Raw genomic sequence first — 16096 nt, 5'->3', positions numbered from 1 at the left:
GTAGGTCCACACATCACCGGCCTCATGCCGACCCACCGGCGTCGGGCACACCCACGTCGACAGCCTCCCGGACTCGGGATACCAGTCGGCCGAGAGCCCTGCGATCCAGCCGGGACTCGGTGTCGATGGCGCGCTCGTTGCGAACGGCCAAACTCTGCGGCGGAATCCGATCATCATCGTTGATAAACGTAACGCGCGGAGCTCGCACGTAGTTCAGCGCCGTGTTGCGGGCAGGGGCCGGGCTGGGCCGGGGTCGGGCGACTACAGTGACCCGGCGGTCCTTGGTGATCACGCACGGTATGAGATCGGGGTCCGCCTTCGGCCCGTTGCCGGCGTCCGCCACAGCGAGGCGGTCGGTGAACTCCCGAGCGCTCCGCTCGGCCCAGCGGTGCAGCTCGTCAGCGCTGATCTGGTTATTGCGTACGGCGTTGTCGTACGGTTCGAAGTCGTACTGGTGAGGAGGCAAGGGCTTCCTTGGGGCGGGCAGAGCGGTACGGGGCGTAGCGGCATGAGCGACACGGCCGGGAGCTTCGGATGCCCTGGGCCGCCCAATGCCCGGTTCCTGCCGAGGCGGGGCAACGGTGGCGCCCTGACGGCAGAAGGCGGTCGTTCACTCCGCCGGTTCTGGAAGGTGCGGGGGTTGTACGCGGTGCCGTGGGGGCCCCGCGCGGGAAGGGGCGTGCCGGCCGGGGCCAGGGGCGCCGGTGAGCCACTATCGGCCAGTTGACGCCGTGAGGGGCGGTTCAGGGGACTCCGCGAAGGGGGCTGGCTCGGGTTCAGCGGTGGCGACCGCTCGGCCCGGGCGGTGGTGGCACAGGGTTCTCCCGGAGGGAGGGTGCGGGGAACAAGCGGTGGAAGTCGAGGTGACCGTTGAGTTCCTTGACCGCGTCGCGCAGGGATTCCGATGTGCGGTGTAGGCAGGAGCGGGCCGTGGCGTGGTCGATGACCATGCGGTTCTTCAAGTAGTGCTGGCCGGATGGGTTGGAGGAGCGCGGCAGGCCGAGGGCGGCCTCTGCGGACTCCGCGAATTGCGATGCTGCGTGGGCCGACATGGCGCCGTCACCTCGATCGTCCCCCGGGTCGCCGTCGTGCGTGCACCCGCCACCGACGAACCCACCACTACCGCCGGGACATCGCGAAAACTCGTCTGTGCTATCAACAACTCCTGAAGATTCACAGTGGGCATGGTAGTGACGGCATTCCGGTCCCTCGGGCGCGGTGGCACCGGCCGGGGCAGCCCTCCCAGCCCCCACACCCGGCCTACCCGCCACAACCGATCGTCCCATCGGGCCCACCAACCCTGATGAAGGCGAGGTGCCGACCTCGTACACGCCGAGAATGCCGGGCGGAGACCTGTGTCCGCCTCCGACAGGCCGGACGGGGCTGCTTCTCGGCGCCGGTCCGAATCGGGGTGGACCACCTCGCCGTAACTCCACGTCCAGCACCCGGCTCGGTTTTCTCCTTCATCGGTGGTCTGACGCGGGTGCTGTCGGCCTGCGGTCACGCTGGAACTGTCCGGCGGTCTGCCATCGGATGTCCGCAAAGACGATGGCTGCCCGCGTTCGAGGGACGGGAGCTGCTCAGCGCAGTACGACTGCCAGCAGGTCGGTGCCCAGCTCTGCCAGGTCGGGCAGATTGAGGGTGTACCGGATGTAACGTCCCTGCCGCCGGGCCGTGAGCAGGCCCGCGCGGCGCAGCACGGCGAGGTGGCGGGAGACCTCCGGGGTCGACAGGTCCCAGACGTGGGCCAGCTCGCCGGTGGTGTGCGAGCCGCGGGCCAGGGTGCGCAGCAGCCGCAGTCGTACCGGATGCGCGAGCGCCTCCAGCCGGAGGGTGACCGTCTCCAGGGAGACCGGCTCCGCCGGGCCCGGCTCGGCGACCGGGTACTGCAGTACCGGATGCCACTCGGGGGTGTGGACCGCCACCAGGTGGGGGCGGCCGAAGACACTGGGGATGAAGGTGACCCCGGCGTCGCGGGCGGCGGTGGCCTTGTCCTGCACCTTGTCCACGATGATGCAGTCGCCGTCCGGTGCCAGGGTCACGGCGCCGGAGACCGAGGCGAGTGCTGCCCCGATGCCGTGGCGCCTGAGCAGTTCGTTCTTAAGGCGCAGATCGGTGGCGAGCTGCACCGCGATGCCCGTCCAGGCATCGTCGAAGAAGGGCTCGGCGCATTCTTCGAGGGTGCGGCGCACCCACACCCGCACCGCGGCCGGGTCCGCGAGCAGCCGTCGGGCGAAGGCTTCCTGCCGTGCGCCGCGGGCCTGGGCCACCTCCAGGGCCTGCTCGCGCGCGGTCGTGTCGGTGAGCGGCGACGCTCCGGGGACCTGGGCCCGGTTGCTGCCGCACGTGGTGACGAGCGCGGCGGTCACATACCTCTCGTCGTCGATCCGGTCCACGTCGTCCAGTTCCTCGGCGAGGGTCGGCCGGGGCCGCGCGGGGATCAGGAAGTCGGCCTGTGAGGCACGCCAGAGGAACTCCGCCTGACCGAGCCGCTCGGCCAGCGGGGAGGCGGCGAACCGCACTCGTTCGGACGGCAGACCGCTGATGTCGATCCTCAGCGTCATCCCCCCATCATCACCGCCCGGACCACCTGGCGGCGGCGTCGATTGACGATGTGCATCAACCGACGTGCTTGCCCCGGCGGCCGACCGCAGCGTGTGCGCCATGGCTCCTCTCACTCGAATCCGGCCCCGCACCCTCGTCCGCGCCTCAGGAGGCCCCCGCTACGCTGTCGCCCTGGCCGTGGACGCACTGGGCACCGGCCTGCTGCGGCCCTTTCTGCTGCTCTACGGCGTGACGGTACTGAGTCTGTCCGCGCCGGCCACCGGCACTGCCATGGCCGCCGGCATGGCTGTCGGCCTGGTGTGTATGCCCGCGGTCGGCCGATGGCTGGACCGCGGCGCGCGCAGCACGGTCGTGGCGGCGTCGATGCTGGTGCGGGTGCTGGGCGTGGCGCTGCTGCTGGCCGCTCCGGCGGGGCACATCTGGCTCTTCGCGACGGCGGCACTCCTGCTCGGCGTCGGCAACCAGGCATGGCCGGCCGCCCACGCCGCGCTCGTAGTCACAGTTGCCCGCGGCCGGGAACGCGATACCGCCCTGGCAGCGGCCCACGCCCTGCGCAACGCCGCCCTGGGCGTCGGAGCCCTCCTGGCCACCGTATGTCTGGCAGGCGGCACCACCGCGCTGCGGGCGCTGGCAGCGGTCACCGCGCTCGCCTACCTTGCCGCGGCTGCCCTGGCATGGTCGGTCCACGTACACGCACATCCGGCGGGAGCCGCCCCGGCCAAGGACGGAGACGAAGACGGGGAGAGCGCGCCCCGGATGCTCGGGCTGCTGGCCGCCAACGTGGTCTACGCCTTCTGCTTCAACGTCCCCGAGATCGCGCTCCCTTTGGTCCTGGTGACACAGTTGCACGCATCCCCGGTGTGGCCGGCGGCCGTCTTCGTGGCCAACACGGTGCTGGTCGTCACCCTGCAGGTGCCGGTCACCGTCCTGATGTCCCGCTTCACCAGGCGGACCGTGCTGGCGCTCTCCGGCGTGGTGCTGGCCACGTCCTACCTCGGCTTCCTCGCTGCCGCCTCACTGGGGCACGGCTGGGCTGCCCCGGCCGTCGCCGCGGTGTCCGTGGTCTGCACGATCGGCGAGATCATCTACGCCGGCAGCGCCACCGCGCTGGTCACCACACTCGCCCCGGCCCGCGCCCTGGGACGAGCCCTCGCCCGCTTCCAGCTCTCCACGGGCCTCGGCCTCGCCGTCTCCCCGGCCGTCATCACCGCTCTCGCACCACTCGGCCCCGTCGCCCTCTGGGGCAGCCTCACGGCCGCGACGCTCCTGTCCGCCTCCGCCATAGCCACCGAGGAGGTCGGAGGAACACGGCTCAAAGGGGCGCGGCTCGGCGGTTGCCGGCCCCGAGGACAAGCAGACTTGCGAGCGCGCTGATCGCCGCTGGTCCGGCGAGCTGGACGCGCCCCTTACCGTGCCGCGCCCTGCCCTGCCTTGCGGGTGCAGCAGCTGTGCGGCACCGAGCCGGACTGGCCAGCGTCCGTTCCACCGGTTCCACCACCGCGGCCTCTGCCCTGGGCTGCTCGGGCATCAGGTTTGGCTGAAGGCGCGCCGGTAGGCGCCGGGCGTGGTGCCCAGATACGTTCGGAAACGGCGGCGCAGATTGACTGCCGAGGTGAGCCCGACGCGGACGGCGACAGCCTCGACCGGCAGGTCGGTCTGCTCCAGCAGTATCCGCGCAGCGTCGAGGCGTTGGCGGAGCAGCCACTGTCCCGGGCTGGTGCCGAGCTGTTCGGTGAAGCGCCGGGCAAGGGTCCGGCCGGACAGCCCGGCGTGTTCGGCGAGCCGGTCGAGGGTCAGTGGAGTGCCGAGGCGGGAGGTGGCCCACTCCAGCAGCGGTGCCAGGGACTCGTCCGCCTTCACCGGGGCGGGCTGGGCGGCGTACTGGTGCTGGCCGCCCTCCCGGTGCGGCGGCAGGACCATGTTCCGGGCGATCTGAGCGGCGTAGGCCGCGCCGTGATCGGACCGCACCAGGTGCAGGCACAGATCGATTCCGGCGCCGGATCCGGCGCTGGTCGCCACGTCGCCGTGGTCCACGAAGAGCACGTCCGCGTCCACCTGGACCTCGGGGAAAGCGGCGGCAAGTCGGGAGGCGTCGCGCCAGTGGGTGGTGGCGCGTCGGCCGTCGAGCAGCCCGGCCTGAGCGAGGACGAAAGCGCCCGTACAGATCGCGACGATCCTCGTCCCGCGCCGGTGAGCAGCCCGCAGCGCCTCGATGACGGTCGCCGGCACTGCCATGCCGTGCCGGCGCCAGCCGGGAATGACGACGGTATCCGCGTCCTGCAAGGCCGTCAGCCCCTCCTCGACGAACATCGCGAAGCCTGCGGTGGTCGACAGACGGCCGGGCTGCTCGGCGCAGACCCGGAAGCGGTAGCGGGACGGCACATCCTGCGAGTCGGCACCGAAGACTTCGGCGGCACAGCCGAGTTCGAAGGGCGACTGAGGCGGGGCGAGCAGAGCCACCACTCGATGAAAGGACATGGCGAGAATGTACCTGATGATGTCTTTCCAGACTCGCGCCATGAGGCCACCCCGGAACGACGATGGCCTCATGAGCAATATCTGCGAAACGCGAGTATTGAGGACCACCGTCCAGGTCGATGGCGAGGAGGCCAGCTACCTGACCGTGGAGCAGGACGGCCCGCCGGTGCTGCTGCTGCACGGCACGTACTGGAGCCGGGCCTGGCTCCCGGTACTGGACGGCCTTGCGGGGGCGGGACTGCGGCCCCTTGCGGTCGACCTCCCCGGGCTGGGGCGTTCGGGAGGCGAGCTCACCCTGGAGACGGCCGCGGTCCCCGCCCTTGCGGACTGGGTGGCGCGGTTCGCGTCCGCGCTGAAGCTCTCCGGGCCGATCGCCGTGGCGGGCCACGACATCGGCGGCGCCATCGCCCAGCATCTTCTCGTCCACGACCGGCTGGAGGTGCCGCGGCTGGCCCTGGTCAACTCGGTCACCTACGATTCCTGGCCGGTGCCCGGCGTGGCCCGGTACCGGGACCCGGAGATCGCCGCGACAACCACCGCCGAAGATTTTCTCGCCGCCCGCCGTCAGGCTGTGGAAACGGCGCTGGCCGGTGCCACCACCGGGCGGCGGATCGCGGACTATCTGGATCCGTTGACCGATCCGCGGGTCCGCCGCTCCTGGATGTCCCTGGCGGGCGCAGCCGACAGCCGCTACACCCTCAGCCTGGTTCCCGCGCTGCAGCGGTCGCAGGCGCCCAAATTGCTGATCTGGGGCGAGGACGACAGCTTCCAGAAGGTGGTATACGCCGAGAGGTTGGTCTCGGAAATCCCGCACACCACACTCATCCGAATCCCGGAAGCGCACCACATCCCCATGGAAAACGCACCCGGCCGGATCGCCCACGCGCTTGGTGACTTCTTCCTGGCTTAGGGGGAGGGCAGCCGGAGCCGAAGTACGCCAGACACGGACAACAGGCGGGGGCCTGGACCCAGTTGTCCCAGCACTGGTTGTGCTGACGACTTCGAAGAAGCCGAAATGGCCACCCGGCATCAAGCTGCTGCCGGCCCCGCCCGCCAATGCGACGTCTGAATACCGCCGGTCTTGCTCCCCCGCACCCGGCACGGTGGAAAACATGCCGAAGATCATCCTTCAGGGAGGGCGGGCTGCTGCGACGCGCCGTCCGGAGGTACGCGTCTCCGCTGGGCGCTGGGCCCTGCTGGGGGTGCTGCTCTGCGGCCAGTTCATGGCCAACGTCGACGTCGCGATCGTCAATACGGCCGCACCCTCCATCCACGAACGGCTCGGGGCGAGCGACGCGCAGGTCGCGCTCGTCGTCTCCGGCTACGTGATCGCGTTCGCCGTCCTGCTGATCCCCGGCGCCCGGCTGGGCGCCCTGCACGGACAGCGCCGGATCTTCCTGTGGGGGCTCGGCCTCTTCACCGCCGCCTCCCTCGCTTGCGGGGTGGCGACGGCGCCCACGGCGCTCGTCGTCGCCCGGGTCGTCCAGGGCGCGGGAGCCGCCCTGATGGTGCCCCAGGTACTCAGCGGCATCCAGACGCACTTCACCGGCCCCCGCCAGCGCGCCCGCGCGCTGGGCTACTACGCGCTCGCCCTCTCCGGTGGCGCCGTGGCGGGACAGCTCCTCGGCGGTGTGCTGATCTCGGCCGACCTGTGGGGCAGCGGCTGGCGTCCGATCTTCCTGATCAACGTGCCGCTCGGGCTGCTACTCGTCCTGGCCGCCCTGCGGTGGATGCCCCGGGACGCGCGGGCAGCGGACGAGCACCGGCAGGGCGAACTGGACCTGCGCGGCGCGGCACTGCTGTCGGCCGGCGTCCTGCTGGTGATCGTTCCGCTGGTGCTCGGCGGCGATTCGGGATGGCCGTGGTGGGCGTGGTCCTGTCTGGGAGCAGGGGGGCCGGTCCTCGCCGGATTCGCCCGGCATCAGCGGCAGCTGGCCGAACGGGGCGGCCGTCCGCTGGTCGCGCCCGCCGTGCTGGCGACCCGTGCGGTCCGCTGGGGCCTGGTGGCTTTCGGGCTGACCGTCTCGACGTACTTCGCACTGCTCTTCGTCCTCGCGCTCTACCTCCAGCAGGGCCTGGGCAAGAGTCCTGAGTACTCCGGCATGGCCATGCTGACCTGGGTGGCCGCGTTCGGGCTCGCCGGACCGGTGCTGCCGCGCGTACCGGAGCACCTGCGGCGCGCCGTGCCGGTCGTCGGCTGCCTGCTGCTCGCGGCCGGTTACGCCGGGGTGTGGGCCTATCTCGCCACCGGGCAGCGCGCCGGACCGCTGCTCTTCGCGCTGCTGGCGCCGGGCGGGCTGGGACTCGGGCTCGGCAACAACGCGCTGATCGCGCACCTGACCTCCGCGGTTCCCGCCCGGCACGCCGCCGACCTGTCCGGGGTGATCAGCACCGTCGGACAGCTCAGCGGGGCGCTGGGGGTGGCCGCGCTGGGCAGTTGGTACCTCGCGCTGGCGACCGGCGGTCCCGCCGCGGCGGTACACGCCCTCGGATGGCTGGTGGCGGGCTTCACCGCGCTGGCGCTCTGCGCCACCGTGGCCGCCTCGCGCGCGACGGCCACGGCCGCCGACGGAAATGACGTACGAACAGCAACCATGGGAGAGACGACATGACGACAGAGACGCACCCGACAGCCACGACGACGGTGAAAGAGGTCGCGCTGTTCGACCTGGACGGCACCCTCGTGGACACCGAGCCGAGAAGCCGCGCCGCCTGGGCCATGCTGTTCGCGGCGCACGGGGTACCGGTCGAGCCGCACGCCCTCGACGCCTTCGCCGGGCGCCCCGGCAAGGAGGCCATAGGCGCACATCTGGCCGCCTTCCCCGGCCACACGGCGCAGGAGCTCTACACCGAGGCGCTGGCCTACTCCACCCGTCCCGACATGCCGCACGCCAGCCCCGTTCCGGGCGCCGTCGCCCTGATCACCCGGCTGCGCGACGCGGGCGTACCGACCGCCGTGGTCACCTCCGGCACCAGGGAGTACGCACGCGGGGAACTGGCGGCACTGGGCGTACTGGACCACCTCGACGCGCTGGTCACCGCCGATGACGTCGAGCGGGGCAAGCCCGACCCCGAGGGCTACCTGCGCGCCTGCACCCTCCTCGGCGCCCGCCCCGAAAACGCGGTGGTCTTCGAGGACGCCCCGGCCGGCATCACCGCGGCGCGAAAGGCCGGGGCGTTCTGCGTGGCCGTCACGATCACCCAGCCCGCCGAGACGCTCGCCGACGCGAACCTCGTCGTCCCCGACCTCACCGGCGTGACCTGGCCTGTCATCCGGTGAGGGCAGGGGCGGGCAGCGGCGGACGGCACTCGCAGCGCATCGGGGTATTGGGCACGCCCGGATCCAGGTGCTTCTCCATCCCCGTAGCGCTGCGCGCAGTCGGAGGGCGACGGCCCGGCACATGGCACGTCGAGTGCACCGCCTCGGTTTCGGGGGTCCCGCCGAGTCATGATCCTTTTCGCCGCGGGCCCGCCGTACCGATGATCCCCGAGGCCGCTCTCAGGGCGGTCTACGACGGCATCGAAAGCGCTCCCTGGCGGGGCGGCAGCACGGCCGGCCCGGCATCGAGCGCTACGGCATCACCCTCGACCACAAGGGCGGCATGCGGCCTTGGACAGACACCCCAGCCCACGCATAGCACCTATCCGGCGCACCAGCGGAGGTGCGGCGTTGAGCGTCTCCGAGTCCGCCGACCTGCTAGTGCTGTGACCGGGAAGGTTTGCCGGGGTGGTGGGTCAGGCCACGGTGGGTGGTGGTTTGCTGGTTGGCCGGCCCCAGGGGATGCCTTTCTCACTGCGGATGCGGATGCGGGCGCGTTCGCGTCGTTGGGCGGTGAGGACGTCGGGGTGACGGGTGTGCTGGTTGCGCCGGCGCAGGTAGGTGTGCAGGGCTCTGGTCTGGACGGCGAAATCCTCCTGGTCACGGATCGGCAGGCGGGGGCGGCCTCCAGCCCGGCGAGGGGTGAGACATGCGAGCCCGGTCTCGTTGAAGCGGTGGATCACATCACGGACGGTGTTTTCGTCCGCCTGGACCAGCCGGGCGATGACCGGGACCGTGCTGCCGCCGGCCGAGGCCGGCAGCTTCATCGCCCGGGAAACCGTACCGAGTTCGTGCTGCCCCGCCGAACGGTCTGCTGCAGCTTCTGCCCTTCCTGCTTGCTCAGCCCGCGAACCCTGACCGGTAAAGCCATATCCGCCTCCCACACCAATCGGCGTCCTCACCTCCGATTGGCACCACGGACAAACCGGCAAACCTTCCCGGTCACAGCACTAGGGCGCTTCTGACGGATCTCCGCGGCATCGCGACGCCCGGCACTCCCCCAAGCTCTTCGAGCAGGGGGGACCCCCACTCGCCGCACGGCGCAAAGGGACAGGTGGCTCCGCCACATGACCCTTCACACCGCACGCCGAGAGCACGCGCCGAACGCCGCTCCGTCCCCCACGGAGATCCATCAGAAACACCCTAGCCACGGTGGCGTTCGACCCGTTCTCCTACGTGATTGCCGGCGCCCTGCTCCCGTACGGCACGACGACGCTGTTCCTGGTCTGCGGCAGCGCCATCCTGGCGTGCGTCGGCATCGTCGCCGCGAGCCCGGCGATCCGCTCCCTGCATCGACCGTAGACGCGGGTCGCCAACTGGTCAGGTGATCGCGGCTCGCGCCCGGTGTCTGCGGACGGCGTCGCGGTTGGCGCAGCGCTGGGAGCAGTAGCGCTGTCGTCCGGTGCGCGAGGTGTCGGCGAAGGCCGTGTCACATTCAGCCGTTTCGCAGCGCCGTAGCCGGTGCATGCCCCGTCCCGCCAGATGGAATGCGGTACCGACCGCGAACAGCGTGAACAGTACGGAGCCGAGCGGCTGTTCCGCGTCCCGGTAGTGCAGATGCCAGTCGGCACCGGGGTGGGAGGTCAGCCGCGGGTAGGCGGCGGCCTCGGCCAGCATCCGGTTCAGCAGATCGGCGCGCTCCTGCTCCCCGGCGGCGTCGACGACCCTCTCCCAGGCGTCGAGTGCGGCATGGGCGCGGCCGAGATCATCCGCTGTTACCGGGCGCTCCAGCATGAGCCCGGCGTCACGGCAGCTCTCTGCCAGCTCATCCGCGCTCTCAGGCCGGCGATCGGCCAGCTTGGCGGCCAGGTTCACCGCATCCTCGCCGTAAGGGTTGAGTAGCATAAGTCCATTACAACAGTGTGGTCGGCGTGACACAACAAACCGCCGGTTGCGCCGGGTCCCAGGTTCGCGATCCGTGGCGCTATCGCTGGATCGTGCTGGGCATTGCCACCTTCACCCAGGCCGCGTCCGGCTTCTTCGTGGGCGGCCTCGGAGCGCTCGGAGTCCACCTTCAGCGCGCCCTGGACCTGAGCACGGCGCAGCTGGGTCTGCTGGTCTCGGCGGCCCAGCTCATGCCCTTGGCCGGGCTGCTGGTGGCCGGCGAGCTGCTGGACCGTTACAGCGAGCGCTGGGTGGTCGGAATCGGGGCCGGGGCGGTCGGGCTGGCTCTGGGCGCGGGGAGCCTGGCGCCGGGATACGCGGCGCTGCTGGTCGCCCTGTTGGTGGTCGGCATGGGATACAGCACCGTCCAGCCGGGTGGGAGCAAGTCGGTGGCGTCCTGGTTCGACGCGTCACAGCGCGGCTTCGCGATGGGTATCCGGCAGGCCGGGCTGCCGCTGGGGGCGGCGCTCGCCTCGGCCGTACTCCCACTCGTCGCCGAGGAGTTCGGCTGGCGGGCGACACTGCTGACCGGCGGCTTCATCGCGCTGCTCGGAGCCGGCCTCTTCATGGGATGCCACCGTCGGCCACCCGCACGGCCCGCCCCGCAGGACAAGGAACCATCGGACCCGCTCGCGGCACAGCTCCGCGCCCGGCTGCGCATGCTCCGTGAACCGTCCACGGTGAAGATCATGCTGTCGGGAACCAGCCTGATCTCGGTGCAGTACGGCGTGGGCATCCTGACGGTGCTCCACCTCCACCAGGCGTCATCGGTCGGCGCCGGGAAGGCGGCCCTGGTCCTGGTGGCCTCCCAGGGGGCGGGCGTTGCGGGCCGGATCTGCCTGGCGGCCTGGAGCGACCGGAGCAGGTCCGGGCGCTATGCCATCGTGCTGGTCTGCATGGTCGCCGTGATCGCCGGGCTAGGTGTGCTGATGACACCGGCCGGGCGGGCACCAGTCGTCGCTTCCGGCGTCTTCGTCTGGCTCGGCTTCTTCGGCTTCGGCTGGTACGGCCCGTGGGTCGCCTACGTCACCGAAGCGGCCCCACCGGGCAAGACCGGCTTCGCCCTGGGGCTGGCCATGTCCGTCAACCAGATCGCCGTCGTCACGGTGCCGCCCGTGCTCGGCCTGCTGGTCGATCTCACCAGCAGCTTCACCCCGGCCTGGGCGCTGCTGTCCCTTTTGACCGTCGTCGCCCTGGCAGTCACGGCCCAGGCGGAACTCCCCACCCGCCGACGCGTCTCCGAGCATTGACCCTTCACCTCACGCGCAGCCCCGAGGCGCTGGACGACTTCCGGTGAGCCACAAGTGGCGAGTGTTCAACCTGTACCAGTGCAACAAGTACGGGCTGTCCTACTGGCACGGCGGCGGGTTTCACGTCGACAGTCAGACCGGTGGCGTCAGGTCGTACTTCTACGGGAAGAACGGTAATGTGCTGAATTTCTTCACGCCTGATGCGGCGAAACGCGATGACAACCGGGATCCGGTGTGGTCCATCCGAAACTGCTGACCTCGCCGCCCGGCAATTCGTCGGCTGGCCGGTGACTTGGGCAGACTCGCCTGATGGGCGAGGAAATCTGACAATGCGAACGCCGAACGGCCCGGCCTTGAGGGGAAGCCTGATGAACGCGTATCAGGTCTAGATTTCCCCCCAACCTCTGTGCTCCGGCCACATGCCCATGAGGCGGCCGTGACCAATTCCGGGCATTCCGCCGATGAGTTGCCGCACGGCCCCCATGGCGTCCCGCAGAGCACCTGCTCGTGTGATGCGGTCCAAGACCAGCTAGGACAGCGCGGACGATTCGCTCCGTTTGCAGAACCAACAGCTGCCGGGCCGGCATCGAGGAGGTACTGGTCCGGCAACTGGCACTGGTGGATTCATCCAATCAACTGCCGCCATTGAGACCAGGCCCGCTTTGCCGTCGGCTCTGTGCTGGCGGCAAACGCGAGTTGAGACGCTGATCGGTGGTCGCGGAAACTTCGAGTTCTTCGCGAATCGTGGAGACGAGGATGACGCGGGCGGCAAGCACTACGCCCGCCATAACTGTAGCCTGGCCCCCCCCGCCCAGTCCGGCCTACCGTAGTAGACGGGGCGGCGCCATTGAGTGTCTCGTGCGGACGGCGTCCTTTTGGCCATGAGCGCGATGATGGACCGAGCCGCGAGGTCCCGGCCCGGCGAACGCGTGCAGACCGCGTGATACCGGGTTCCTTACGTTGCTGCCCGCCGCCTCACCTGGCCGAGTGAGAGCCGCGCTGCCGTACCGCGAGCCCTCGGTGAGGCAGCAGCCGAACAGCTTCCCGCTGCCCGCGACGCAGCCCCATACCCCGCCTTGACCAGCAGGGCTACAGTCTCACCGCTCGATCCCGACAGCCGCTTCAGAGGATCCGCGCCCATTCGAGACGCGCTCGACGCGGACGACAGATCACGTTCGATCCACGAAGTCGGACGCCTCCGGGGGCTCGTCCAGCAGGGCGAGATCGGGTGGTACGAGGGTGGTGGACTCCACCAGCCCACGCAGCAGATTGTGCAGCAGGATGTTGTCGCTGGGCACCGAACCGGAGTCCTTGTCGTGCAGCAGCGGGTAGGGGAAGCCGCGTTGGTGAAGACGTCGGCGCACCGCTTCGACGCGGGCCTCGACCCGACGCGGCGTCCACTGCTCGCCGGGCCGCAGGCATTCCACCAGCTCGGCAGCCTGACGGTAGGTCAGCGGGCGCGGCCCGGCCTCGTAGAGCAGGTAGTGCTGACCGAGGGCGACCAGCAGCAGCCGCTCGTTGTCGTCCAGCGGCCACGTCCGGGGCCGCAGGGTGGCGGTCTTACGGCGCTGTGCCTGTGACGGCTCGTCGTGGCCGTTGACGAAGAGCTCGACGAGGTGTTCGCGGTGGCCGGAGCCTCGGATGAATACGGGGGTGTAGCCGGGGGCGAGCGGCACCGGGTCGGTGGTGGCGTGCATCAGCCGGCCCTCGGGCAGCCGGACCAGCTGCTGGCCGGTGTTGCGCAGCCACCAACGGCTCCGGCGGTACGTCAGCTCGCCGTGCCGCCGGCTGACCCGCATGTCGTCCTCGCCGACGGGGAGGTCGGCCTGTGGCGGCTCGCCGCGGCCGAAGGCGACCACGGTGCCGGGGCGGGGGGCCACGCTGAGGTGGCCGGACATCGAGCGCAGGTGGAGCGTGCCGGGCGCCGCGGGCGCCGCTCCTCTGGCGAGGGTGTCTCGGGGAGCGCTGATACCAGGGCGGTGACTGTGGGGGTCTGTCATCTGTCGGCCTCCCTTGACGAGCCTGCCGTACGGGGGGTGTGCGGATCCCTCGGCCGCACACCCGTGCACCACTGTGCTCTGGCGGGCCGGGACCCGTCCCGGAACGGCGGGGGTACACCGGCGGAACCGGAAGTACCCCCGAGGAGGCAGCGGATGAACACGTTCCGGAGCAGGGCGGTGGTGGCTGCTGCCGTGCTGGGCGTGGTGGTGCTCGGCGGCTGTGGGGCGGCGGGGCACGGCGCGGGTGCGGCAGGCTCGTACTCGGCGACCGGCGGCGGTACGGCGGCGTGGTCCGCGCGATCCACCACGCCGACCGACTCACCGGCCGGCGCGACCCGTACCGCTACGTCTTCGGTTCCGGCCCCGTCCGGGCCCGGCTGCCGCGAGGGCCACTGCACCGTCACCGTTGCTCAAGGCGAGACTCTTGCCATGGACGTCGGCAGGTTCGGCTTCGACCGGCTCAAGGCGGTGGGCATCTCCCGCGACGCGGTGAGTGTGGAGGCGGCCGGGCCGGGCATCCACCTGTCGTCGACCGTCCCGCCTGGCCGGAGCTCGCTGCTCAACAGCCTCAACATCCAGGTCAGGTCCGTGACCGGGCACACCGCCACCCTGGTTCTCACCGTTCGCTGACGTGCCGTCATGCAGGTGGCAGGTGTGGGGCGAGCGCGGTGGCCAGTTTGGTGGCGAGGGCGCAGGCACGGGCCTCGGAGTCGGCGCCGCCGACCGTGACGAGCACGGTTTCCGTCGCGTGACGGCCGTCCTGGCTGGTGTAGGGCGGCCCTGCGATATCGGCACTGCAACTGTCCGGGCCGTCGTCCTGCGGGAGCACCACCGCTTGTCGGCCGCCGATCCGCGTGGGGCGGGCGTTGTCGGCGCCCACGAGCTGCGGCCGGTCGAAACGCAGTCTGACGTAGTCGCTGCCCGTGGCGGCCCGCCAGGAGCAGCTCCAGTTGCCGAAGCCCGGCCGCGCCTCGGTGCCGTCGGCACCGGTGACGGTGCGCAGCGCGGCGGCGGGCAGCAGAGTGCAGGCGTCGCGGCCGACGAGTGAGCCGGACGCGACGCCGGGACGGCGCGGCAGCGGGCCGCTGTCCCGGTCGAGCCGGGCGACTGCGAGATCGGTGGCGGTGTCGGCGATGGCGCACAGCGGGTGGCGGGCGCCGTCCAGTGCCTTGGCCACGATGTTCACGCCGACGCGGGGCAGGCCGGTCAGGGTGAGCGTGCGACCGCAAGCACCACTGTCGGCGGACCCGTCTGCGACGCCGACCCGTCCGGACGTGCCGGCCGGGCGGGGGGAGGCCGGTGACGGGGCGGTGGTGAGCTGGACCTCTACGTCCACGGTGTCGTCGTCGCCCGACGACAGCAGGACGTCGCAGCGGTCGAAGTTTCCGTAGTCGGAGCTGAGGTGGGCATCACCCCAACGGGTAAAGGCGGGCGCCGAGGTGAGCGCGCAAGGGTTGAGCGTGCGCGGGTCGCCGATCAGCCGGGCGAGGCCCGGAGAAGACCCCGTGGCGGAAGAATGCGAAGCCGGGCCGCGGCCGTCGGCCGGCCTGCCGGCCAGCCAGCCCGCCAGGCCCCAGGCCACCAGCGCGGTTACCGCCAGCAGCGCCGCTCCGACGAGGGCGGGTACCGGCACCCGCTGCCGCGCGTGGCGGCGCTCGTTGTACGACGCGGGCAGCGTGGTCTCCGGCTCCCGGGCGGGAAAGGGCGGCAGTTCCTCCGGTGGCCCGGCCAACTCCCACAGCCGCTCGCGCGCCTCGGCGACGCCGGGCCGCTGCCCGGGGTCCGCCCGCAACAGCGCCCGCAGCAGCTCTCCCAGCGGCCTCGTAGACGGTCCGGCGGCCAGCAGCTCATCGTCCAGGGACACGTCCGCTCGGGGACTGACCGGTCTTTGGGTGACCAGCGCGTACACCGTGGCGCCGAGCGAGTAGACGTCCGAGGCGGGCAGCGGTGGCCGTCCGGCGGCCACCTCCGGCGCGGCATAGCCGGGGGTGAAGCCGACGCCGCTGTTGGACGTGACGGTCTCCTGCGTACCCAGCCGGTAAGCGGCACCGAAGTCGGTCAGCTTGACCACGTGGTCGCCGGAGACGACCACATTGCCCGGCTTGACGTCACAGTGCACGATGCCTTCGGCATGCAGGGCACCCAGCGCGTCGGCGAGCTGGGCGCCGACGTGTGCGGCGAGCGCCACCGGCAGCGGCGGCCGGTCGGCCAGGTTGCCGCCCGGCACGTACTCCATGACCAGCCACGACTCCGTCCTGCCCAGCCGTCGGAGACGGATGCGGTCGTAGAGGGTGACGACGTGCGGGTGACGGAAGCGGGCCACCGCGCGGGCCTCGGCGCCGAGCCGGTCGACGGCCGCCGCGCCGAGGCTCCCGGGCGGCTCGCGCTTGAGCGCCACGTCCCGCCCCAGCTCTTCGTCGTACGCCAGCCAGACCTCGCCCATCCCGCCGAGGAGGGGTCCCTTCGCCAGCCGGTATCGCCCCGCGACCCGCGTCCTCACTCGCACTCGCACGACCCCACCGTGCCGCAGCAGTGCCGGCGTCGCCAGCGTTTTCACGGGCCGTTCACTCATCATCGGTGCCCCATGGTCGGCGCGGGGT

15 protein-coding genes and 1 pseudogene are annotated in these 16096 nt (G+C 71.2%); 8 read left to right on the top strand and 8 right to left on the bottom strand.

Annotated features, from left to right (window positions below):
* Positions 1-22: 22 nt before the first annotated feature.
* The 3 genes from A6A06_RS33015 to A6A06_RS33005 form a co-directional block, all read right to left on the bottom strand.
* Positions 23-466, bottom strand: a complete 444-nt coding sequence (locus A6A06_RS33015; protein WP_073766493.1) for a glycosyltransferase — start codon at positions 464-466, stop codon at positions 23-25.
* A 310-nt stretch (positions 467-776) separates the two neighbouring features.
* Positions 777-1052, bottom strand: coding sequence for a hypothetical protein (locus A6A06_RS33010; RefSeq protein WP_242441075.1), 276 nt, complete (start codon positions 1050-1052; stop codon positions 777-779).
* Between the two features lie 528 nt (positions 1053-1580).
* Complete coding sequence (locus A6A06_RS33005) at positions 1581-2564, bottom strand: DUF5937 family protein (protein ID WP_073766491.1); 984 nt, start codon at positions 2562-2564, stop codon at positions 1581-1583.
* A 100-nt stretch (positions 2565-2664) separates the two neighbouring features.
* Here A6A06_RS33005 and A6A06_RS33000 point away from each other — a divergent pair, with 100 nt between their 5' ends.
* Positions 2665-3939: an MFS transporter gene (locus A6A06_RS33000; protein ID WP_073767149.1), complete on the top strand. Its 1275-nt coding sequence runs from the start codon at positions 2665-2667 to the stop codon at positions 3937-3939.
* A 153-nt stretch (positions 3940-4092) separates the two neighbouring features.
* Here the strand turns inward: A6A06_RS33000 and A6A06_RS32995 are convergent, their stop codons facing one another.
* Positions 4093-5043 (bottom strand): GlxA family transcriptional regulator, encoded by a 951-nt coding sequence (locus A6A06_RS32995; RefSeq protein WP_073766489.1) that lies wholly within the window; start codon positions 5041-5043, stop codon positions 4093-4095.
* Positions 5044-5050: 7 nt separating this feature from the next.
* Here A6A06_RS32995 and A6A06_RS32990 point away from each other — a divergent pair, with 7 nt between their 5' ends.
* From A6A06_RS32990 to A6A06_RS32980, 3 genes are all read left to right on the top strand, one after another.
* Positions 5051-5953 carry an alpha/beta fold hydrolase gene (locus tag A6A06_RS32990; RefSeq protein ID WP_242441074.1) on the top strand — a complete coding sequence of 301 codons (903 nt, stop codon included), beginning with the start codon at positions 5051-5053 and terminating at the stop codon, positions 5951-5953.
* A gap of 202 nt (positions 5954-6155) precedes the next feature.
* Positions 6156-7655: an MFS transporter gene (locus A6A06_RS32985; RefSeq protein WP_199931331.1), complete on the top strand. Its 1500-nt coding sequence runs from the start codon at positions 6156-6158 to the stop codon at positions 7653-7655.
* The gene (locus A6A06_RS32980; RefSeq protein WP_073766487.1) at positions 7652-8323 is read left to right on the top strand and encodes an HAD family hydrolase; all 672 of its coding nucleotides are present in this window, start codon (positions 7652-7654) and stop codon (positions 8321-8323) included. The genes A6A06_RS32985 and A6A06_RS32980 overlap by 4 nt, the downstream gene beginning before the upstream one ends.
* A gap of 614 nt (positions 8324-8937) precedes the next feature.
* Here the strand turns inward: A6A06_RS32980 and A6A06_RS43255 are convergent.
* Positions 8938-9233 (bottom strand): annotated as a pseudogene (locus A6A06_RS43255) (helix-turn-helix domain-containing protein); the annotation flags it as partial.
* A gap of 281 nt (positions 9234-9514) precedes the next feature.
* On the opposite strand from A6A06_RS43255, the gene A6A06_RS42330 reads away from it, so the two are divergent.
* Positions 9515-9664, top strand: coding sequence for a hypothetical protein (locus A6A06_RS42330; RefSeq protein WP_199931330.1), 150 nt, complete (start codon positions 9515-9517; stop codon positions 9662-9664).
* Positions 9665-9682: 18 nt separating this feature from the next.
* Here A6A06_RS42330 and A6A06_RS32970 read toward each other — a convergent pair whose 3' ends face one another.
* Positions 9683-10207 carry a CGNR zinc finger domain-containing protein gene (locus A6A06_RS32970; protein WP_073766485.1) on the bottom strand — a complete coding sequence of 175 codons (525 nt, stop codon included), beginning with the start codon at positions 10205-10207 and terminating at the stop codon, positions 9683-9685.
* A 26-nt stretch (positions 10208-10233) separates the two neighbouring features.
* Between A6A06_RS32970 and A6A06_RS32965 the strand changes: the two genes are divergently transcribed.
* A complete protein-coding gene (locus A6A06_RS32965) occupies positions 10234-11496 on the top strand; it encodes an MFS transporter (protein WP_073767143.1) in 1263 nt (420 codons plus the stop codon).
* Between the two features lie 61 nt (positions 11497-11557).
* Positions 11558-11752, top strand: a complete 195-nt coding sequence (locus A6A06_RS32960; protein WP_073766483.1) for a hypothetical protein — start codon at positions 11558-11560, stop codon at positions 11750-11752.
* A gap of 913 nt (positions 11753-12665) precedes the next feature.
* On the opposite strand, the gene A6A06_RS32955 is transcribed toward A6A06_RS32960, so the two are convergent.
* A complete protein-coding gene (locus A6A06_RS32955) occupies positions 12666-13496 on the bottom strand; it encodes an FHA domain-containing protein (RefSeq protein ID WP_073766481.1) in 831 nt (276 codons plus the stop codon).
* 153 nt (positions 13497-13649) lie between these two features.
* Between A6A06_RS32955 and A6A06_RS32950 the strand changes: the two genes are divergently transcribed.
* Positions 13650-14126 (top strand): hypothetical protein, encoded by a 477-nt coding sequence (locus A6A06_RS32950; RefSeq protein ID WP_073766479.1) that lies wholly within the window; start codon positions 13650-13652, stop codon positions 14124-14126.
* A 7-nt stretch (positions 14127-14133) separates the two neighbouring features.
* Here the strand turns inward: A6A06_RS32950 and A6A06_RS32945 are convergent, their stop codons facing one another.
* Positions 14134-16008 carry a serine/threonine-protein kinase gene (locus A6A06_RS32945; RefSeq protein WP_199931329.1) on the bottom strand — a complete coding sequence of 625 codons (1875 nt, stop codon included), beginning with the start codon at positions 16006-16008 and terminating at the stop codon, positions 14134-14136.
* Positions 16009-16096: the final 88 nt, after the last annotated feature.

It is taken from the genome of Streptomyces sp. CB02923, assembly GCF_001905005.1.
In the GTDB taxonomy this organism is placed as follows: domain Bacteria; phylum Actinomycetota; class Actinomycetes; order Streptomycetales; family Streptomycetaceae; genus Streptomyces.
The sequence above is the reverse complement of the archived record's forward strand: the minus strand, read 5'-3'. Positions and strand labels throughout refer to the sequence as shown.